We start from the raw sequence: 22499 nt of genomic DNA on the forward strand, positions 1-22499 counted from the left end.
GCGGGGTACAGGATGAACGACGCGTACAAGAAGGTGCTGTTCCGCCTGGAGCAGGACGAAAACGGCTACCCGCCCGCCTCGGTCGAGGGCCTGTGGGCCAAGGCCGTGGAAGGCGGCTATGCCGTCGACAACATTCCCTTCCATGTCTACGGCATCGCCCCGGGCGACGTGATCGGCACCCGTGAGGACGCCGGCGAAACCTGGTTCGCCGAACTGCGCCGCAGCAGCGGCAGCTCGGTGTTCCGGGTGATCGTCAAGCCCCCGGAAACCCTGGACCAGGTATGCGCGGCCTTGCACGACTTCGGCTGCAACTGCGAAACCGAGCAGGCGGTGAAGATGCTGGCGGTCGAGGTCCCGCCGCAGCGCTCGCTCGACACCTTGCTCTACTACCTGCTCACCCAGCGCGAAGCCGGCCTGCTGGACTTCGAGGAAGGCGTACTGCGCCACGCCATCCCCGAAGAATTTCGCTAGGGCCTACGCCTCGGCCAGGCGCGCGGCGGGCTTGCGAAACACGAACAGCAGGCCCACCACGATCAGCCCCATGCCCAGCAGGCTGAGCGGCGCCAGGCGGTTGCCGAAGATCAGCAGGTCCATCACCGCGGTCACTGCCGGCACCAGGTAGAACAGGCTGGTGACATTGACCAGGTTACCCTTGGCGATCAGCCGGTACAGCAGCAGGGTCGCCAGCAACGAGACCACCAACCCCATCCACAGCAGCGCGCCGACGAAACCACCAGTCCACTCCACATGCAACGGCTGCAGCGGCGCGAACAGCGCGCACATGGCAAAGCCGGCCAGATACTGCAGAGGCAGCGTGCCCATGGGGTTGTCGGTGATGCGCTTCTGCAGGATTGAGCCGAAGGTCATGCTGACCAGGGCCAGCAAGGCGAACAGCATCCCCGCCAGCGACACCCCGCCCAGGTTGATGCCCTGGTAGACCACCATGATCAACCCGCCAAGCCCCAACCCCAGGCCGAACAAGCGGCTCCAGGAGCGCTGGCGCTCCATCAGCACCACGGTCAGGATCGGTTGTACCCCCATCACCGTGGCCATGACGCCGGGGGTAACGTGGGTATCGAGCGCCAGCAGATAGAAGATCTGATAGGCGCCGAGTAACACAGAGCCGGTACCCAGGGCTCGCAGGATGGCCCCGCGACTGCGCGGCCAGCGTAGCCCCAGCAACGGGCCGATCAACAGCAGGCCGGCCAGGGCCAGCGCCGAGCGCAACAGCAGGAAGGCGAACGGGCTGGCGTGTGCCAGGCCAAGTTTGGAAACGATCGCCCCGCTGCTCCACAGCAGGACGAACAGGCTGGTAGTGGCCGCCGAGGCCACGGATGCTTTGCTAAAGACAGACATTTATTGCCACCTGATTCAAGGCGAATAAGCCAGACGGACGGCGTGTGCTTCAGCGTGGGAAGTCGCCGACCGTGTTCAGTAGGTTGCGTGTGCGAAGGGATGCGGCCAGAAGCCGATCAGCCCAGCACGACCACGCAAGCAGGCGGAGCTACGCCGCCTACGACGCCACTGACAGGTGGTGGTGGATAGTGACTGATCATCGCCGGCTGCTGGCAGCCACGCACGACCATGCCCGCGACTGGCGCGATGGCAAAGCTTGTGGTGGAAGGGCTGGCTGGCATGAACAGGTCTTCGGGAAGAGAACAGTGGGCTGGACTATAGCCCGGTGTTTCCTGGCTGGCAACTACCCCGCCGGCCATGATCCCGTGTAGGAGCGGCCTTGTGTCGCGAGGGGGCGCGAAGCGGCCCCAGTTCTTTGCATCCACGCCGATATTGCCGGGGCCGCTTCGCGCCCCATCGCCGGCAAGCCGGGCTCCCACAAGTACAGCGCAGGCCTCAAGATTTTTCGCGGTCCCTATGGGAGCCTGGCTTGCCGGCGATGGGCTGCGCAGCAGCCCCAGTGACGTTAACTGGCTGGTAAGGGGCCGCGTGTGTATTGGTTAATTTCTCACCACCCCGATTCGTCTGAATGCGAAACGCAGCCCGCATTCACCCGTTTCGAGGACCACCGATGAACGTATCCGCCTGGCTCTACCGGCCAGCCCAGGTCACATGCCTGCTGCTGGTCAGCGCCTACGCCCACGCCGCCAAGCCCGGCGACGTGTTCCAAGACTGCAAGGACTGCCCCGAGATGGTCGTGCTGCCCGCCGGCAGCTATGTAATGGGTGCCCCCGACGACGAAGTCGGCCGCCAGCCCGACGAGGGCCCGCTGCACACCGTGACCTTCGCCAAGCCCTTCGCCATGAGCCGCTACCAGGTCACCGCCGGCGAACTGGACGCCTACATCAAGGCCACCGGCACCGTCATCAAGAGCGGCGACGACCGCCCTGGCCGCTGGTGCGAAGCCAGCAAGCCCAGCTACAAGCAAGGCCCCCGCCAGCCGGCGGTGTGCGTCGACTACGACGAAGTGCAGGCCTACACCCGATGGCTGGCGAAAACCACCGGCAAACCCTACCGCATGGTCAGCGAAGCCGAACGCGAATATGCCGCCCGTGGTGGCTCCAGCGGCCCGTTCCCCTTCCCCTTCGACGAACCGGGCAAGTACGAAATCAGCAAGCACGCCAACACCTATGGTCCCAAGGACGGCTACGCCTTCACCGCCCCGGTGGGCAGCTACCCGCCCAATGCCTTCGGCATGTACGACATGCACGGCAACGTCTACGAATGGGTCGCCGACTGCTACCACGACAGCTACGAAGGCGCCCCCACCGACGGCAGCGCCTGGATCCAGGACCCCAAGTGCATCCGCGCGCACATGCGCGGCAACGACTGGGGCGAACCGCCGATCTTCTCCCGCTCGGCCAACCGCAACGACCGCCTCAAGACCACCCGCGGTGACTTCCTCGGCTTTCGCGTAGCACGCGAACTGTGAAGTTGTGACGCGGTTAACGCAGCACCGGGCAAAAAAATCGCCAATAAGAATCGTTCCGGTTTTTCACAGGTGCTGCGTCCTATAGCTGACATAGAAAAAAACCCTCTGCCAACGAGACCGCAATAGATGTCCAAGTCCCTCCCCGGCCCGCTCAACCCGCTTGCCAAAGCGTTACTGATCCGTCATTCCCTTCGCCCCCAGCGCGCGTTAACCCGCATCGGCCTGGGCCTGGCGATATCCGCTGCGATGGTTGCCCAGGTGCAGGCACAGGAGTGGACCCTGGACATTCCAGCGCAGTCGATGAACTCGGCGTTGCAGGCACTGGCCAGGCAGACCGATACCCAGTTGCTGTACAGCCCGGAGGACATCAATGGGCTGCGCTCCACGGCCCTCAAGGGCCGGCATGACCTGCAGTCTTCGCTGCGGACACTGCTGCAAGGCACCGGGCTGCGTTACCAGATCGATGGCAACACCGTAACGGTGACGGCCAGTTCGGGCGCACAGGCCGGCCAGGTCGAGCTTTCGGCGACCAACGTCAATAGCGTGGGCCTTGGTGCCACCACCGAAGGCACGGGCTCCTACACCACCGGTGTCACCAACACTGCCACCAAGATGAACCTGTCGATACGTGAGACGCCCCAGTCGATCAGTGTGATCACCCGCCAGCGCATGGACGACCAGCAGCTCAACAGCGTGACCCAGGTGCTGAACCAGACACCGGGCATCACCATGTCCCAGGACGGTGGCCTGCGCTACAACATCTACTCCCGCGGCAGTGCCATCAACACCTACCAGCTTGACGGCGTGACCACCACCCAGGAAAACCAGACCCGCAACATGCCCAGCACCTTGCTGGACATGACCATTTACGACCGCGTCGAAATCGTCCGCGGCGCCACCGGCCTGATGACCGGCGCCGGTGAACCCGGCGGCGTGGTCAACCTCATTCGCAAACGCCCGACCCGCGAATTCCAGTCGCACATCCAGGGCACTGTCGGCTCCTGGGACTCCTACCGCAGCGAAGTCGATGTTTCCGGCCCCTTGACCGAGGGCGGCAACCTGCGCGGGCGCATGGTGGCGGCCAAGCAGAAAAGCGGCAGCTTTCGCGACTGGTACAAGGAAGACAAGGACATTCTCTACGGTGTTCTCGAAGCGGACCTGAACGACGCCACCCTGGTGCGTTTCGGCGTCGATTACCAGAAGTTCAAGGCCACCGGTTCACCGGGTGTGCCGCTGTTGTTCACCAACGGCAAGCAGACCAACTTCTCCCGCTCGACCAGCTCCGGCGCCCGCTGGATGTACGACGAGCTGGAAACCACCAACTATTTCATGGCCGCCGAGCACACTTTCGCCAATGACTGGCAACTCAAGCTGGCCGCGAACTACATGGATTCCAATCGCGATAACTACAACGGCTCTTATCAGACCTCTTCGGGCCGAGCGTGGATCAATGAAGAAACCGGCGCTGCGCGAATGTTGCGTTACAACGCTGAAGCCGACCAGACCCAGCGCGGCCTGGACCTGACGCTGCAGGGGCCTTTTTCCCTGTTCGGGCGCACCCACGAGTTCATCACCGGTTTCAACTATCAGGATTACAAGAACGATCACACCGGTTATGACGTAGGCAACACAACCGTCAACTTCTATGACTGGGACAACTACCTGCCTCGGCCTACCGATACTGGCGCACTGGGGGAAATTCTCGACATCAAGAGCAGCCAGCGAGGCGCCTACGCGGCATTCAAGTTCAACCTGATGGACGACCTCAACGTAATCGTGGGCGCGCGCACCTCCGACTATGACTACGACTATTACTACTGGCCTACTACGAACGTCAAAATGCACGAGCGGGGTGAAGTAACACCGTACGCGGGCATCATCTATGACCTGACCCCCGAGCAATCGGTGTACGCCAGCTATACCGATATCTTCAAGCCACAATCCAACCTCGATCGTAACGGTTCGGTCATTGGCCCTGTCATAGGCAGCAACTACGAAGTAGGCTGGAAAGGGGCGTTCTACGACGGGCGTCTGAACGCCAGTACGGCATTGTTCCTGGTCAAGCGTGACAACCTGGCGGTGCAGGATGGCGACGCGATCGTGCCAGGCACGCTCGACCAGCAAGCCTACAAGGGCGCAAAGGGTACCGAAACCAAGGGTATCGACCTGGAACTGTCGGGTGAGGTACTGCCTGGTTGGCAGGTCATGACCAGCTACAGCCATGCCCGCACGGAGGACGCCGATGGCGTGCGCCAGCTGACGCAGTACTCCATGGACACCTTCCGCTTCTGGAACACCTATCGCTTCCAGGGTGACTGGAACAGGCTGACGGTGGGTGGCGGGGTGTCCTGGAACTCCAGCATGTCGCTCTACTACAACAGCCTCAAAGCCCGGGCTACCCAGGATGACTACACGGTTGCCAGCCTGATGGCGCGCTATCAGGTCACCGACCATCTGGCCGCCACCCTGAACCTGAACAACATCTTCGACGAGAAGTACTACTCGGGTATCGGCGGCAGTGTTGGCCATTACGGTGACCCGCGTAATGCCACCATGAGCCTGCGCTACGACTTCTAGGCCGACAGCCACCTGTACCGTTGTAGTCGAAGCGGCGTCATCCACACAGGATGACGCCGCTTTTTTTCGTCTCGGTGACGGCACTGCCGACATGAAAAACCTGTGGGGCCCAGGTTGAAGGTGGGCCCCACAGGTCATTCAGCTGGGCTTGGCGGATCAGCCCGGGACCGGCTCCGCCACCAGCCTGGCCGCCAGCCCCTCGATCACGTCCCGATGTTTGAGGATGTCATAGTGACCCGCTGCAACCGTGTGGTTCTCGCGGCTTCCGTGAACCGCGAAACGTTGGCCATGGTCACCAGCCCACCAGCACAAGGCAGCGGCACGGGTCGTCGGCAATGCCGGCAAGCGCTCCGACAACGCCTTCAGTTGCATCGCCACGGCAAAGGTGTGGGCCAGTTCGGCGCTTTCTACACTGGCGAAGGCCGACGATGCCCGCAGCCCCGAGCGTACCTCATCGATCAGCCGCTCAAGCAGCGGAACACCACTGCCCGGCGCAACGGCCGGCAGCGCCACCTGCTCCTTGGCCAGCCCCAGCAGCACACTCAGGAAGCTGCCAAGGTCGTCACTCCAGTCCGCAGCCGGCGTTGCCGGCGCACCGGTGGGGATGAAACTGTCGACCAGGCCAAGCATCGATACTTGCTGGCCCTGGGCTTCCAGCTCCTGGGCCACCAGCACCGCCAGCGTGCCACCCAGCGACCAGCCGGCAAGCTGGTATGGCCCTTCGGGCTGCTTCTGGCGAATGTACTGGGCATAGTCGATCGCCATGGCCTGCAACGAATCATCCTGCCAGTTGCGATCGAGCAGCATGCGGCATTGCACGCCGTAAACGCTGCAATGCCCTTCCAGTCGACGCGCCAGCGGCTCGTAGTCGAACACCGTGCCAAAGCCTGCATGCAGGCAGAACAGAGGCCTGGCCCCGGCTACCCGGCTGTTGAGCAGCAGCAGCGGATCAAGGGCGACGCTGGCATCGGTATAGCCGGAAAGCTCGCCAATGGTGGGCCTGGCCATGACATCGCGCAGTTTCAGCTCGATCGACAGGTCGGGCCGCGCTCGTACCTTCGACAGCATCTTCAGCACACGCAACGAATCGCCCCCCAACTCGAAGAAGTTGTCATCGACACCGACTTCATCCACTTCCAGCACTTCCTGCCAGATAGCCGCCAATGCCCTCTCCGTGTCATCACGCGGAGCCACCCGCGCCGGTCGCGCGGCCAACTGCGGGGCCGGCAGCGCATTGCGATCGATCTTGCCGTTGGGCGTGAGTGGTAACGCCGGCAGCACTACCCACTGGGTCGGTACCATGTAGTCCGGCAGGTCGGCACGCAAGGCGTCACGCAATGGTGTGGCGGAAGTCGCCCCATTGCTGGTGACCAGATAAGCCACCAGTTGCTTGCCGGTAGCGCCCTCCCGGGCCACCACCACGGCATCCCGCACATCCGCCAGGTTCCGCAGCCGTGCTTCGATTTCCCCGGGCTCGATGCGGAAACCGCGAACCTTCAACTGGTTGTCCAGGCGGCCGATGAAGTCGATCACGCCATCGGCCCGACGACGCACCCGGTCACCGGTGCGGTACAGCCGCCCGCCCTGGGCAAACGGGTCGGCGACAAAGCGCTCGGCGGTCAGTGACGGGCGCTGGTGATACCCGCGCGCTACACCCTCGCCACCAATGTAGAGCTCCCCGGCCACGCCATCGGGCACCGGGTTCAGGCCCTGGTCCAGTACATGCAGCGTGCGTTGGCCAACCCGCTCACCGATCGGCGCGTACACCGCCTGGCATGACTGCTGTGCCGATACTTTCCACAACAGGGGGGTCACGACCGTTTCCGTAGGCCCGTAGCCATTGGTCAGGAACTGCGGGCGCAAGGTCCGCTTGACCAGCTCGAACAGTGCATCGGGCACCGCGTCACCGCCAAAGCAATAGATACGCACCGGCGGTGCAACCTCCTGCCGGGTTTGCGCGAACTCGGCCAGTTGCTGCAGGTACGCCGGCGGGAAGCAGGCAATGTCGATGCGTTCGGCATGCAGTACCTGCCAGGTCTGCTCGGCAGTCCACAGCTGGCTATCGCGCACCACCAGGCAACCGCCCGACGACAAGGTCGACAGCCAGCGCTCCTGGGCACCATCGAAAGCGAACGACATGAACAACAGCTCACGAGTGCTTTCATCCATCTGGTAAAGGCGGGCGATTGCCTGGCAGTGCATGCCGATCTGCCCATGGCTGACCGCCACGCCCTTGGGTTTGCCGGTGGAGCCGGAGGTGTAGATCAGGTACGCCAGGTTGGCGTCGTGCACCAGCACCTGGGGGGCATCGGACGGCAGGCTGGCGATAGCCAGAAGGTCCAGCTCCACGCAGTGCTCCACGCCGGCAAAACGCTGGCGCAAGCCGCTGCTGGTCAGCAGCAGGTGCATGGCCGAATCCTCGACAATCCACTGCAAGCGATCCTGCGGGTAGTCGATATCCAGCGGCACATAGGCGGCGCCGGTTTTCATCACTGCCAGGAAAGCCACGATCACCTCCACCGAGCGTTCCAGGGCGATGCCGACCGTAACCTCCGGGCGCGCGCCCAAGGCAATCAGGTGGTGTGCCAGGCGGTTGGCACGCTCATCCAGTTGGGCATAGCTCAACTGTCGCTGGCCACAGGCCACCGCGATTGCCTCGGGCCGCGCCTGGGCATGCCGGCCGATCAGCTCGGCCAGCCTGGGCATGGCCCGCTCGCGTGGCTGCAGGGCATTGCGAGCCTGGGCCTGCTGCGCTTGCGCCGGGGTCAGCATGTCCAGGCTGCCCACGGTGGCGTCAGGGTTGTCGAGCATGCCCGCGAGCAGCCGTTCGAAACTGCCACGAATGCTGTCGGTGGCTTGCTCCGTGAAGCGGTTGCGCAAGTAGAGGAACTCGACCGAGAGCGTCTCGCCCAGATGCACCGCCAGGTCCATGGCGTAGTTGGTCACGTCGCGGTTGCTCACCTCACCGAACTGCAGCGAGCCACCCCCGCCCTCTTGCAGGCGCTCGTCCACCGGGTAGTTCTCGAATACCACGATGCTGTCGAACAATGCTTGCCCGGCCTGCCCCGCCCAGCGCTGCACATCGACCAAGGCTGCATGTTCGTGGTCCCGCAGTTCCAGGTTGTAGGCCTGCAGTTGCTGCAGCCAGTCGACAATCCGTTGCTGCGGTTGAGGCGTCTGCACCACCGGCAAGGTGTTGATGAACAACCCCAGCATTTCGTCGGCGCCGGGCAAGCCGGCCGGCCGGCCGGCCACGGTGGCGCCGAAGCACACCGTGGCTTGCCCGGTATAGCGCTGAAGCAGCAGCAGCCAGGTCGCTTGGATCAAGGTGTTGGCAGTGATGCGCAGGCGCTGGGCCTGCTCACGCAGTTGCCGGGTACGCGAGGCATCCCAGCGCAGGTACAGCGCGGCGTGCCCCTGCAGGTCTGCCGACGGGCGAGCCGCCAGGCTGTCCGCCAGCCAGGTAGGGCTTTCCAGCTCTTGCAGCTTGCCTCGCCAGAACTGCTCCAGCGCCGCCTTGGGTTGCCCGGCAAGCCAGCGGATGTAATCGCCAAACCGCCCTGCCGGTGCTCGTGCAGGGTGACCATGGTAGGTCTGCAACACCTCACCGAGCAGTCGTGAAGTGCTCCAGCCGTCCATCAGAATGTGATGACGGGTCCACAGCAGGTGCAGACGCTCGTCGTCCAGCCGCACCAGCGTCAGGCGCATCAACGGCGCGACACTCAGGTCCAGGCCTTGTGCGGCGTCGGCCTCGGCCAGCGCCTGCAGCATCTGCGCACTCACCGGGCGGTCGCGCCAGTCATGCACGACCACCGGCAATTCGACCTTGCGGTAGACAAGCTGCAAAGGCTCGGCCAGGTGGGGCGCCGACCAGAACGCACTGCGCAGGATATCGTGGCAGCCGATCACCTGCTGCCAGGCTGCCACGAACCGATCGATTTCCAGACCTTTGACTTCCACCGACGTCTGGTTGATGTAAAGCGCGCCTTCAGGCCCCTGTAGCGAATGGAACAGCATGCCCTGCTGCATCGGCGACAGTGGGTAGATATCGGCCACCTGCCGTGCAACTGCCGGCAGGTCATCCAGTTGCTGTTGGCTCAGCGCGGCCAGTGGGAAGTCCGAAGGCGTTACACCACGGTTGCCAGGCTCGCAGCAATGAGCGATGAGCGCGCCAAGCTCTGCGGCATAGTCATCTGCCAACCGCTGCATGACCGCCGTGTCGTAGCGCTGCGCACTGAAGGTCCAGCCAAGTTTCAGCTCGCCGCCATATACCTGGCCGTTCAGGGCGATCTGGCTATCGAGCGGCGCATCGGCCGGTTTGGCCGCACCACCGTATTCCCGGGCGGGTGCGAACAAGCCCGACTGCTCGTCGAAGCTACCGTCGAACTGCCCGAGGTAGTTGAACACGATCTCGCCCTGAGGCAACGCAGCCAGGGCCTCACGCGCACCAGTCGGCCCCATGTACTTCAGCGCGCCATAGCCCAGGCCTTTGTTCGGCACGGCCCGCAGCTGCTCCTTGACCGCCTTGATCGATTCGCCGATGCCCCCCAAGGGGCTCAACTTCACTGGGTACATGCTGGTGAACCAGCCCACCGTGCGGCTCAGGTCAATGTCATCGAACAGGTCTTCCCGGCCATGGCCTTCCAGCCTGACCAGCACCTGTGGCTGCTCGGTCCAGCGGGCGATCACTCGAGCCAGGGCTGTCAGCAGCAGGTCATTGATCTGCGTGCGATAGGCCGCCGGGGCATCGTGCAACAACTGCCGCGTGGCCTCGCGGCCCAGCCGCGTACTGACCGACGCTGCGTGCTGCTGCTGGTTGCCGCCCAGCGCATTGGCGCACGGCAGATGGTCGCTGGTGCCCTGCAACTGCGCTTGCCAGTAGGCAAGTTCCGCTTGCAGCGCCTCACTTTGGGCATAGGCCTGCAACTGCTGCGCCCAGGCCTTGTAGGCGCTGGTCTTGGCTGGCAATTGCACCGGCTGCCGGTTGCCCAGGGCCTGGTAGGCCTGTTGCAGGTCCTCCAGCAACAGGCGCCACGACACACCATCCACCGCCAGGTGATGAATGACCAGCAGCAGACGCTGGCTGCCATCGGGCAGGCTGGCCAGCAGCGCACGGACCAGCGAGCCTTGCTGCAGGTCCAGGCTGCGTTGGGCCTGGTCAGCGAGTACGGTCAACGCCTCCTCGTCCGCGCAGGCATGCTCCCAGAGTATCCGGGCCTGTTGCTGTGGCTTGTATTCCGCTTGCCAGGCCCCCGCCTGCTGCTCGAAGCCCAGACGCAGTGCATCATGATGGGCGACCAGTGCCAGCAACGCATCGTGCAGGCGGTTCGCCTGCAGGGGTTCGCTGGGTGTCAGCAGAACCGACTGGTTCCAGTGCCCGCGCTGGCCAATATCGGCCTCGAAGAACCAGTGCTGAATCGGTGTCAGCGGTGTGCTGCCGGTGATCGGCCCTTGTTCGCTCGCACCTGCGACAACACGCCGCGCCACCGTGGCCAGGCCTTGTACGGTCTGATGCTGGAACAATTGCTTGGGGGTGAACTGTACGCCGGCCTGACGGGCCTTGCCCACGACCTGCAGGGAAACGATGGAGTCGCCACCCAGTTCGAAAAAGTTGTCGTCCAGGCCCACCCGGTCCAGCTTCAACACATCGGCCCAGATCGCCGCGATCTGTTGTTCCAGTTCACTCTGCGGGGCCACGTAGGCCGCTTGCAGCAGGCTGGCGTCCGGCTGCGGCAGCGCACGGCGGTCCAGCTTGCCGTTGGCGGTCAACGGCAGCTTGGCCAGGAACAGCAGGTGGGCCGGCACCATGTAGTCCGGCAGGCTCGCCTTCAGCGCAGTACGCAGCGTTTCACGCTCGGCAGCCTGGGCCTCGGTGCTGGCCATCACGGCCGCATCGGCAGGTACTACATAACCCACCAACTGCTTGCCGCCAGGGCCGTCCTGGGCCAGCACCACACCCTGGGCCACGCTGGCCTGCGCTTGCAGCCGCGCCTCGATCTCGCCCAGCTCGATGCGAAAACCTCGAATCTTCACCTGATGGTCGATCCGTCCCAGGTACTCCACCACTCCCGCGCCGCCGTAGCGGGCCAGGTCGCCCGAGCGATACAGGCGGCCACCCTGGCTGTCGAACGGGTTCGGCACGAAGCGCTCGGCGGTCAGCCCCGGGCGCCCGTGATAGCCCCGCGCCAGGCCGGCCTGGCCGATCACCAGTTCGCCATGGCTGCCCGGGGCCACCGGGTTCAGCGCGGCATCCAGCAGATACCACGACAGGTCCGGGATCACCTCGCCGATCGGGCTGCTCGCGCCCTTGGTCAGGTCGGCCTTGGTGATCGGCCGGTAGGTCACATGCACCGTGGTTTCGGTGATGCCGTACATGTTGATCAGCCGTGGCTGCTGGTCGCCGAATACCTCGAACCAGGGAGCGAGGCTGCTCACGTCCAGCGCTTCACCGCCGAACACCACGTGCCGCAGGGCCAGGCCCTGCCCCTGCCGCGCTGCCGCGCAAGCCACCGGGATCAACTGGCGGAACGCCGACGGCGTCTGGTTCAGGACCGTCACCTGCTCGCGCTGCAGCAGCGCATGGAAGTCCTCGGTGGAACGTGCCACATCCTTGGCCACCATCACCGCCCGGCCGCCGTACAGCAGCGCGCCGAACAGCTCCCACACCGAGAAGTCGAAGGCGTAGGAGTGGAACACCGTCCACACGTCACTGGCATCGAAGCGGAACCAGTCCTGCGTCGCTGCGAACAGGCGGACCACGTTCTGGTGCGGCAGCAGCGTGCCCTTGGGCTTGCCGGTGGAGCCGGAGGTGTAGATCACGTAGGCCAGGTTCTGCGGGGCTACGGCAACTCCAGGGTTGGCATCGCTGTAGCCGGTCAGGTCTTCGCCATCCAGATCCAGGCTATGCAGGCCAAGCGGGATCGGCAGGGCTTCGCGCAGGTGCGACTGAGTCAGCAGCAAGGCAATGCCACTGTCGGCGAACATGTAGCTGAGGCGGTCCTCTGGGTACTCCGGGTCCAGCGGCACATAGGCACCGCCGGCCTTGAGGATACCCAGCAGGCCGATGACCATTTCCAGGCTGCGCTCCATGGCGATGCCCACCAGCACATCAGGGCCAACGCCACGCTCGATCAACTTGTGCGCCAGCTGGTTGGCCCGACGGTTCAGCTCGCCATAGCTCAGGGTCTGCTCGCCGAAAGTGACTGCCGGCGCCTCGGGAGCGGCGGCCACCCGGGCCTCGATCAGTTCATGAATGGTTCGCTCATCCGGGAAGGCGACGGTGTTGCGGTTCCAGTCACGCAGCACGGCTTGCTGCTCGTCTTCGCCGAGCAACGGCAGCTCGCTGATACGCTGGCCCGGTTGGCGCACGATAGCTTCCAGCAGGTTGACCCAATGCCGCGCCATGCGCTCGATGGTGCTGGCGTCGAACAGGTCGGTGGCGTAGATCAACGAAGCCCCGATGCCCTGTTCATGCTCGGAGGTGTCCAAAGCCAGGTCGAACTTGGCGGTGTGGTTGTCCCAGGCCAACGCCTCCATCTCCAGCCCTGCTATACGTCGGGGCTCGCCCTTGGCCTGGGTCTGGTGGTTGTACAGCACTTGAAACAGCGGGTTGTAACTGAGGTTGCGCTCCGGTTGCAGCGCATCGACCAACTGCTCGAACGGCAGGTCCTGGTGGGCCTGGGCACCCAGGGCTCGTTGCTTGACCTGTTGCAGCAGCTCGCCGAAGGTCAGCTGCACATCGAACTCGGCACGCAGCACCTGGGTGTTGACGAAGAAGCCGATCAGGCGCTCGGTCTCGACCCGGTTGCGGTTGGCAATCGGTACCCCAACGCGGATGTCCGCCTGGCCCGAGTAGCGATGCAGCAGGGTCTGGAAGCTGGCCAGCAACAGCATGAAAGGCGTCACGCCCTGCTGCTGGGCAACCCGTTTCAGGTGGGTGGCCAGCTCATCGTCCAGCACGATCGGTAACCGTGCCCCTCTGTGACTTGGCATGGCCGGGCGCGGATGGTCCAGCGGCAGCTCCAGCACCGGTTGCTCATCGCCCAATTGTTCGGTCCAGTAAGCCAGTTGCCGTGCCTGTTCGCCAGCTTCCATCCAGCTACGCTGCCAGATGGCATAGTCGGCATACTGGATCGGCAGGGCCGGCAGTTGCGGCACCTGGCCCTGGCTGAAACCTTGATAGAACTGCACCAGCTCATTGACCAGCACCGGCATTGACCAGCCATCGGCGACGATATGATGCAGGGTCAGTACCAGCACATGCTGGTCCGCCGCCAGGCGCAGCAACCGGGCCCGCAGCAACGGCCCCTGCTCCAGGTCGAACGGTTGCCCGGCTTCGGCTTCGACCCAGGCACGCACCGCGGCCTCGTCGGCGTGCGCCTGCTTCTCGATGAGCAGGTCGAACGGCAGCTGGCCATGAATGACCTGCACCGCCTGCTCACCGTCGCGACGGAACGTGGTACGCAGGGTTTCATGTCGCTCGATCAGGGCCTCGAAGGCCAGTTGCAGAGCTGTGGTGTCCAGAGGCCCCTTGAATTTCAAGGCAGCCGGGATGTTGTAGGTGGCACTGGCAGGCTCCCATTGCCACAGGAACCACTGCCGTTGCTGGGCGTATGAAAGCGCCGGCAATGGATGCTCGCCGCGCACCTCGGGGATCGGCAACTGGGCCAGGCTCATGCCCTTCGCCGCCAGTTTCTCGAGGAAGAGTTTGCGCTGTGGCAGCGGCAGGCCGATGAAGCGCTGCACCAGAGCCATGTTTCTGTTATCCGTTTGCATTTCAGACTGCCTCAAGCTCGCTCATGAAGTCCTGGAGTTCATCCAGGTCTGCATCGCTATGGGTATTCAAGCCATTGATCATTGCTGCGTAGTCCTGCAGCGTTTGCGCCTGGAACAACAACGCCAGGGGCAGGCTCGTGCCAAGCTCGACCTGTAGCCGCGCCATGACCTGGGTTGCCAGCAAGGAGTGCCCGCCCAGTTCGAAGAAGTTGTCGCCCAGGCCGACCCGCTCCAGCTTCAACACATCGGCCCAGATCGCCGCGATCCGTTGCTCCAGTTCGCTTTGTGGTGCGAGGTAGTCACGCTGCAACTGGCTGGCATCCGGTTGCGGCAGCGCACGGCGGTCCAGCTTGCCGTTAGCGGTCAACGGCAGCTTGGCCAGGAACAGCAGGTGGGCCGGCACCATGTAGTCCGGCAGGCTCGCCTTCAGCGCAGTACGCAGCGCTTCACGCTCGGCAGCCTGGGCCTCGATGCTGGCCATCACGGCTGCATCGGCAGGCACCACATACCCCACCAGCTGCTTGCCGCCAGGGCCGTCCTGGGCCAGCACCACTCCTTGGGCCACGCTGGCCTGCGCCTGCAACCGCGCCTTGATCTCGCCCAGCTCGATGCGAAAACCTCGAATCTTCACCTGATGGTCGATCCGTCCCAGGTACTCCACCACTCCCGCGCCGCCGTAGCGGGCCAGGTCGCCCGAGCGATACAGCCGGCCACCCTGGCTGTCGAACGGGTTCGGCACGAAGCGCTCGGCGGTCAGCCCCGGGCGCCCGTGATAGCCCCGCGCCAGGCCGGCCTGGCCGATCACCAGTTCGCCGTGGCTGCCCGGGGCCACCGGGTTCAGCGCGGCATCCAGCAGGTACCACGACAGGTCCGGGATCACCTCGCCGATCGGGCTGCTCGCACCCTTGGCCAGGTCGGCCTTGGTGATCGGCCGGTGGGTCACGTGTACCGTGGTTTCGGTGATGCCGTACATGTTGATCAGCCGTGGCTGCTGATCACCAAACGCTTCGAACCAGGGGGCGAGGCTGCTCACATCCAGCGCTTCACCGCCGAACACCACATGCCGCAGGGCCAGGCCCTGCCCCTGCCCCTGCCGCGCTGCCGCGCAGGCCACCGGGATCAACTGGCGGAACGCCGACGGCGTCTGGTTCAGCACCGTCACCTGCTCGCGCTGCAGCAGCGCATGGAAGTCCTCGGTGGAACGTGCCACATCCTTGGCCACCATCACCGCCCGGCCGCCGTACAGCAGCGCGCCGAACAGCTCCCATACCGAGAAGTCGAAGGCGTAGGAGTGGAACACCGTCCACACGTCACTGGCATCGAAGCGGAACCACGCCTGCGTCGCCGCAAACAGCCGGACCACGTTCTGGTGCGGCAGCAGCGTGCCCTTGGGCTTGCCGGTGGAGCCGGAGGTGTAGATCACGTAGGCCAGGTTCTGCGGGGCTACTTCGATGTTCGGGTTGGCATCGCTGTAGCCGGTCAGGTCTTCGACATCCAGATCCAGGCTGTGCAGGCCAACCGGGATCGGCAGGGCTTTGCGCAGGTGCGACTGGGTCAGCAGCAAGGCAATGCCACTGTCGGCGAACATGTAGCTGAGGCGGTCCTCTGGGTACTCCGGGTCCAGCGGCACATAGGCGCCACCGGCCTTGAGAATCCCCAGCAGGCCGATGACCATTTCCAGGCTGCGCTCCATGGCGATGCCCACCAGCACGTCAGGGCCAACGCCACGCTCGATCAACTTGTGCGCCAGCCGGTTGGCCCTGCGGTTCAGCTCGCCGTAGCTCAGGGTCTGCTCGCCGAAAGTGACTGCCGGGGCCTCGGGGGCAGCCGCCACCCGGGCCTCGATCAGCTCGTGAATGCTGCGTTCATCCGGGAAAGCGACGGTGTTGCGATTCCAGTCATGCAGTACTGCCTGCTGCTCCTCCTCGCCCAGTAACGGCAGCTCGCTGATACGCTGGCCCGGTTGGCGCACGATGGCTTCCAGCAGGTTGACCCAATGCCGCGCCATGCGCTCGATGGTCCTGGCGTCGAAGAGATCAGTGGCATAGGTCAGCGCCGCACCGATCCCTTGCTCGGCTTCGTAGGTATCCAGGCTCAGGTCGAACTTGGCTGTGTTAGTGCTCCAGTCCAGGCCGGACATTTCCAGGCCCGGCAAGCGGTGCTGGCTACCCTTGAGTTCTGTCTGGTGGTTGTACAACACCTGGAACAATGGGTTGTGCCCAAGGTTGCGCTCCGGCTGCAAGGCTTCGACCAACTGCTCGAACGGCAGGTCCTGATGGGCCTGCGCGCCCAGGACACGTTGCCTGACCTGTTGCAGCAGCTCGCCGAAAGTCAGCTGCACATCGAACTCGGCACGCAGCACCTGGGTGTTGACGAAGAAGCCGATCAGGCGCTCGGTCTCGACCCGGTTGCGGTTGGCCGTGGGCACACCAACACGGATATCGACCTGGCCCGAGTAGCGATGCAGCAAGGTCTGGAAGCTGGCCAGCAGCAGCATGAACGGCGTCACGCCCTGCTGCTGGGCAACGCGCTTGAGGTTGACCGCCAGCTCATTACCCAACTCAATCGGCCAACGCGCGCCTTGGTGGCTCGGTACAGCCGGGCGCGGATGATCCAGGGGCAGTTCCAGCACCGGCTGCTCACCCCCCAATTGTTCGGTCCAGTAGGCCATCTGCCGCGCCTGCTCGCCGGCTTCCATCCAGTTGCGCTGCCACACGGCAAAGTCGGCATACTGGATCGGCAGGGCCGGCAGTTGCGGCACCTGGCCCTGGCTGTAACCCGCATACAGTTGCACCAGCTCATCGACCAGCACCGGCATCGACCAGCCATCCGCGACGATATGGTGCAGTGTCAGTACCAGCACATGCTGGTCCGCCGCCAGGCGCAGCAGCCGGGCGCGCAGCAGCGGCCCCTGCTCCAGGTCGAACGGTTGCCCGGCTTCGGCTTCGACCCAGGCACGCACAGCGGCCTCATCGGCGTGCGCCTGCTCCTCGATGGCCAGCGCGAACGGCACCTGGGCATGAACGACCTGCACCGCCTGCTCGCCGTCCAGGCGGAAGGTGGTGCGCAGGGTTTCGTGACGCTCGATCAAGGCGCCGAAGGCTTGCTGCAGGGCAGCGATATCCAGCGCCCCGGCCAGCTTCAGTGCTGCCGGAATGTTGTAGGTGGCACTGTGCGGTGCCCATTGCCACAGGAACCACTGCCGTTGCTGGGCGTAGGAAAGCGCCAGTGGTTGCTCCCGAGAAACCCGTGCAATACCGGTAGAGCCAGCTCGCTCACCTTGCGCTGCAAGCCTGGCGAAGTCGGCCAGGCTCGACGTTTCGAACAGCACGCGCAACTGCAGCTCCACGCCCAGGCTCTGACGTACCCGGGAGATCACCTGGACGGCGAGCAAGGAGTGCCCACCCAGTTCGAAGAAGTTGTCGCCCAGGCCGACCCGCTCCAGCTTCAGCACATCGGCCCAGATCGCCGCGATCCGTTGTTCCAGCTCACTCTGCGGGGCCACGTAGGCCGCTTGCAGCAGGCTGGCGTCCGGCTGCGGCAGCGCACGGCGGTCCAGCTTGCCGTTGGCGGTCAACGGCAGCTTGGCCAGGAACAGCAGGTGGGCCGGCACCATGTAGTCCGGCAAACCGGCCTTGAGCGCCTCGCGCAGGCTGTTGCGCAATGCGCCTTCGTCTTGCGTGCTGTCGACAGGCACCACATACCCCACCAACTGCTTGCCGCCAGGGCCGTCCTGGGCCAACACCAAACCCTGGGCCACGCTGGCCTGCGCCTGCAGCCGCGCCTCGATCTCGCCCAGCTCGATGCGAAAACCTCGGATCTTCACCTGATGGTCGATCCGCCCCAGGTACTCCACCACTCCCGCGCCGCCGTAGCGGGCCAGGTCGCCCGAGCGGTACAGGCGACCACCCTGGCTGTCGAACGGGTTCGGCACGAAGCGCTCGGCGGTCAGCCCCGGGCGCCCGTGATACCCCCGCGCCAGGCCGGCCTGGCCGATCACCAGTTCGCCGTGGCTGCCCGGGGCCACCGGGTTCAGCGCAGCATCCAGCAGGTACCACGACAGGTCCGGAATCACCTCGCCGATCGGGCTGCTCGCACCCTTGGCCAGGTCGGCCTTGGTGATCGGCCGGTAGGTCACGTGTACCGTGGTCTCGGTGATGCCGTACATGTTGATCAGCCGTGGCTGCTGATCACCAAACGCTTCGAACCAGGGGGCGAGGCTGCTCACATCCAGCGCTTCACCGCCGAACACCACATGCCGCAGGGCCAGGCCCTGCCCCTGCCGCGCTGCCGCGCAGGCCACCGGGATCAACTGGCGGAACGCCGACGGCGTCTGGTTCAGCACCGTGACCTGCTCACGCTGCAGCAGCGCATGGAAGTCCTCGCTGGAACGAGCCACGTCCTTGGCCACCATCACCGCCCGGCCGCCATACAGCAGCGCGCCGAACAGCTCCCACACCGAGAAGTCGAAGGCGTAGGAGTGGAACACCGTCCACACATCGCTGGCATCGAAGCGGAACCACGCCTGCGTCGCCGCGAACAACCGGACCACGTTCTGGTGCGGCAGCAGCGTGCCCTTGGGCTTGCCGGTAGAGCCGGAGGTGTAGATCACGTAGGCCAGGTTCTGCGGGGCCACTTCGATATTCGGATTGGCATCGCTGTAGCTGGCCAGAACCTGCTCATCCAGCTCCAGGCACTCGATAGCGGCCGGAATTGGCAGCACCTCGCGCAGGTGCGACTGGGTCAGCAGCAAGGCAATGCCACTGTCGGCGAACATGTAGCTGAGGCGGTCTTGTGGGTATTCCGGGTCCAGCGGCACATAGGCGCCACCGGCCTTGAGGATACCCAGCAGGCCGATGACCATTTCCAGGCTGCGCTCCATGGCGATGCCCACCAGCACATCAGGGCCAACGCCACGCTCGATCAACTTGTGCGCCAGCTGGTTGGCCCTGCGGTTCAGCTCACCATAGCTCAGGGTCTGCTCGCCGAAGGTGACCGCCGGCGCCTCGGGGGCAGCGGCCACCCGGGCCTCGATCAGCTCATGAATGCTGCGCTCATCCGGGAAGGCGGCTGTGTTGCGGTTCCAGTCATGCAGCACTGCCTGCTGCTCGTCCTCGCCCAGCAACGGCAGCTCACTGATACGCTGGCCCGGTTGGCGCACGATGGCTTCGAGCAGGTTGACCCAGTGCCGCGCCATGCGCTCGATGGTGCTGGCGTCGAACAGATCAGTGGCATAGGTCAGTGCCGCACCGATCCCTTGCTCGGCTTCGTAGGTATCCAGGCTCAAGTCGAACTTGGCTGTGTTCGTGCTCCAGTCCAGGCCGGACATTTCCAGGCCGGGCAAGCGGTGCTGGCTACCCTTGAGTTCTGTCTGGTGGTTGTACAGCACCTGGAACAACGGGTTGTGCCCAAGGTTACGCTCAGGCTGCAAGGCTTCGACCAACTGCTCGAACGGCAGGTCCTGATGGGCCTGCGCGCCCAGGACACGTTGCCTGACCTGTTGCAGCAGCTCGCCGAAAGTCAGCTGCACATCGAACTCGGCACGCAGCACCTGGGTGTTGACGAAGAAGCCGATCAGGCGCTCGGTCTCGACCCGGTTGCGGTTGGCCGTGGGCACACCAACACGGATATCGGCCTGGCCCGAGTAGCGATGCAGCAAGGTCTGAAAGCTGGCCAGCAACAGCATGAACGGCGTCACGCCCTGCTGCTGGGCAACGCGCTTCAGGTTGGTGACCAACTCATCGTCCAGCACGATCGGTAACCGCGCCCCTCTGTGGCTCGGTACAGCCGGGCGCGGATGATCCAAGGGCAGTTCCAGCACCGGCTGCTCATCACCCAGTTGTTCGGTCCAGTAGGCCATCTGCCGCGCCTGCTCGCCGGCTTCCATCCAGTTGCGCTGCCACACGGCGAAGTCCGCGTACTGGATCGGCAGGACCGGCAGTGTCGGCTCCTGGCCCTGGCTGTAGCCCGCATACAGTTGCACCAGCTCATCGACCAGCACTGGCATCGACCAGCCGTCGGCGACGATATGGTGCAGGGTCAGTACCAGCACATGCTGGTCCGCCGCCAGGCGCAGCAGCCGGGCGCGCAGCAGCGGCCCCTGCTCCAGGTCGAACGGTTGCCCGGCTTCGGCTTCGACCCAGGCACGCACAGCGGCCTCATCGGCGTGCGCCTGCTCCTCGATGGCCAGCGCGAACGGCACCTGGGCATGAACGACCTGCACCGCCTGCTCGCCGTCCAGGCGGAAGGTGGTGCGCAGGGTTTCGTGACGCTCGATCAAGGCGCCGAAGGCTTGCTGCAGGGCAGCGATATCCAGCGCCCCGGCCAGCTTCAGTGCTGCCGGAATGTTGTAGGTGGCACTGTGCGGTGCCCATTGCCACAGGAACCACTGGCGTTGCTGGGCGTAGGAAAGCGCCAGCGGCCGAGCCCTGCTCACGCATTCGATGGCAGCAGCCGGTGCCCGCTCACCAAGCTCGGCACGTTTGGCAAAGTTCCTCAACACCGGAGCCTCGAACAGGGTAAGCAGCTGCACATCCAGCCCCAGGTGCTGACGAATGCGGGCAATCACCGAAACTGCCAGCAGAGAGTGCCCTCCCTGCATGAAGAAATGGTCGTCGAGGCCGACCCTCTCCAGCTTCAGCACATCCGCCCAGATCGCGGCAATCTGCTGCTCCAGCTCGCTCTGCGGGGCGATGTACTGGCCCTGCGTCTGGCTGGCATCCGGCTGCGGCAGGGCCTTGCGGTCCAGCTTGCCGTTCGGCGTCAATGGCAGCTTGCCGAGCAGCAGCAGGTGCGCCGGCACCATGTAGTCCGGCAGGCCGGCCTTGAGCGCCTCGCGCAGGCTGTCGCGCAAGGCGCTTTCGTCTTGCGTGCCGTCGGCAGGCACCACATAGCCCACCAGCTGCTTGCCGCTTGGTCCGTCCTGCGCCAGCACCACGGCCTCCTGCACACTCGGCAGTTCCAGCAAGCGTGCCTCGATCTCGCCCAGTTCGATGCGCAGGCCGCGAATCTTCACCTGGTGGTCGATGCGCCCGGCGTAGTCGATCACGCCATCGGCGCGGTAGCGCGCCAGGTCACCGGTGCGGTACAGGCGGCCGCCGTTGTCGCTGAACGGGTCTGGTACGAAGCGTTCGGCGGTCAGCGCCGGACGCTGGTGGTAACCACGCGCCAGGCCCACGCCACCGAGGTACAGCTCGCCGGCACTGCCGCGCACCGCCGGTTGCAGGCTGCCTTCAAGGATGTGGGTCTTGAGGTTGTCGATCGGCTGGCCGATCGGCACGCTGATGCTTTCGTCCGGTTGGCAGGTCCAGTGGGTGACGTCGATCGCCGCTTCGGTCGGGCCATACAGGTTGTACAGGCCCGCCGCCGGCAGGCGTTGCAGGGTCTGGCGGGCCAGTTCGGCCGGCAACGCTTCGCCGCTGCACACCACGCGCTTGAGGCTGACGCAGCTTTCGACCGCTTCGTGGGTCATGAACGCCTGCAGCATCGACGGTACGAAGTGCAGCGTGCTGATGCCGTAATGGTTGATGCATTCCACCAGCAGCTGCGGGTCGCGGTGCGCCCCGGGCTGGGCCATGACCAGGCGCGCCCCGGTCAGCAGCGGCCAGAAGAACTCCCAAACCGACACGTCGAAGCTGAACGGGGTTTTCTGCAGCACGCTGTCGCTGGCGCCCAGGCCGTAGGCCTTCTGCATCCAGCACAGGCGGTTGACCAGCGCCTGATGGCTGTTGCCAGCACCCTTCGGGCGACCGGTGGAGCCGGAGGTGTAGATCACGTAGGCGAGGTTAAGCGGGGCCACGTCGATGTTCGGGTTGGCGTCGCTGTAGCCGCTCAGGTCCACCATATCCAGGTCCAGGCTGCGCAGGCCGGCCGGGATCGGCAGGGCTTCGTGCAGGTGCGACTGGGTCAGCAGCAAGGCGATGCCGCTGTCCTCGAACATGTAGCTCAAACGGTCCTGGGGGTACTCCGGGTCCAGTGGCACATAGGCGCCACCGGCCTTCAAAATACCCAGCAAACCGACGACCATCTCCAGGCTGCGCTCCATGGCGATGCCCACCAGCACATCCGGGCCCACGCCCAGCTCGCGCAGCTTGTGCGCCAGCTGGTTGCTACGGCGGTTGAGCTCGGCATAGCTCAGGGTCTGCTCGCCAAAGGCCAGCGCCGGTGCATCCGGGTTGGCGAACACTTGGGCTTCGATCAGCTGATGGATGCTGTGCCCTGCCGGGTAGTCCGCTTCGGTGGCGTTCCAGTCGCGCACGAT

Annotated in this window: 7 protein-coding genes; 3 read left to right on the forward strand and 4 right to left on the reverse strand. The window is 64.8% G+C overall.

What is annotated here, in order from left to right; translation table 11 throughout:
- Positions 1-12 precede the first annotated feature (12 nt).
- Complete coding sequence (locus RIN61_RS04575; RefSeq protein ID WP_207876908.1) at positions 13-471, forward strand: DUF4265 domain-containing protein; 459 nt, start codon at positions 13-15, stop codon at positions 469-471.
- Between the two features lie 3 nt (positions 472-474).
- On the opposite strand, the gene RIN61_RS04580 is transcribed toward RIN61_RS04575, so the two are convergent.
- Together RIN61_RS04580 and RIN61_RS04585 are read right to left on the reverse strand one after the other, a co-directional pair.
- Complete coding sequence (locus RIN61_RS04580) at positions 475-1356, reverse strand: DMT family transporter (protein ID WP_207876910.1); 882 nt, start codon at positions 1354-1356, stop codon at positions 475-477.
- Positions 1357-1472: 116 nt separating this feature from the next.
- Entirely contained in the window at positions 1473-1637 is a 165-nt protein-coding gene (locus RIN61_RS04585) for a hypothetical protein (protein ID WP_166674295.1), read from the reverse strand.
- 389 nt (positions 1638-2026) lie between these two features.
- Here RIN61_RS04585 and pvdO point away from each other — a divergent pair, with 389 nt between their 5' ends.
- Together pvdO and RIN61_RS04595 are read left to right on the forward strand one after the other, a co-directional pair.
- The gene (gene pvdO, locus RIN61_RS04590) at positions 2027-2887 is read left to right on the forward strand and encodes a dihydropyoverdine dehydrogenase (RefSeq protein ID WP_207876912.1); all 861 of its coding nucleotides are present in this window, start codon (positions 2027-2029) and stop codon (positions 2885-2887) included.
- Between the two features lie 126 nt (positions 2888-3013).
- Positions 3014-5464 (forward strand): TonB-dependent siderophore receptor, encoded by a 2451-nt coding sequence (locus RIN61_RS04595; RefSeq protein WP_207876914.1) that lies wholly within the window; start codon positions 3014-3016, stop codon positions 5462-5464.
- Positions 5465-5620: 156 nt separating this feature from the next.
- On the opposite strand, the gene RIN61_RS04600 is transcribed toward RIN61_RS04595, so the two are convergent.
- Together RIN61_RS04600 and RIN61_RS04605 are read right to left on the reverse strand one after the other, a co-directional pair.
- The gene (locus RIN61_RS04600) at positions 5621-14218 is read right to left on the reverse strand and encodes a non-ribosomal peptide synthetase (protein ID WP_313855973.1); all 8598 of its coding nucleotides are present in this window, start codon (positions 14216-14218) and stop codon (positions 5621-5623) included.
- A gap of 22 nt (positions 14219-14240) precedes the next feature.
- Positions 14241-22496, reverse strand: coding sequence for an amino acid adenylation domain-containing protein (locus RIN61_RS04605; protein ID WP_449301169.1), 8256 nt, complete (start codon positions 22494-22496; stop codon positions 14241-14243).
- Positions 22497-22499: the final 3 nt, after the last annotated feature.

The sequence above is a fragment of the Pseudomonas inefficax genome (assembly GCF_032164165.1).
Taxonomy (GTDB): Bacteria; Pseudomonadota; Gammaproteobacteria; order Pseudomonadales; family Pseudomonadaceae; genus Aquipseudomonas; species Aquipseudomonas inefficax.

Bases quoted from the DNA above. Each gene is read 5' to 3' on its own strand.
- RIN61_RS04575 (WP_207876908.1), top strand. From the start codon at position 13: ATGAACGACGCGTACAAGAAGGTGCTGTTCCGCCTGGAGCAGGACGAA.
- RIN61_RS04600 (WP_313855973.1), bottom strand. From the start codon at position 14,218: ATGGCTCTGGTGCAGCGCTTCATCGGCCTGCCGCTGCCACAGCGCAAA.
- RIN61_RS04585 (WP_166674295.1), bottom strand. From the start codon at position 1,637: ATGCCAGCCAGCCCTTCCACCACAAGCTTTGCCATCGCGCCAGTCGCG.
- RIN61_RS04580 (WP_207876910.1), bottom strand. From the start codon at position 1,356: ATGTCTGTCTTTAGCAAAGCATCCGTGGCCTCGGCGGCCACTACCAGC.
- RIN61_RS04595 (WP_207876914.1), top strand. From the start codon at position 3,014: ATGTCCAAGTCCCTCCCCGGCCCGCTCAACCCGCTTGCCAAAGCGTTA.
- pvdO (WP_207876912.1), top strand. From the start codon at position 2,027: ATGAACGTATCCGCCTGGCTCTACCGGCCAGCCCAGGTCACATGCCTG.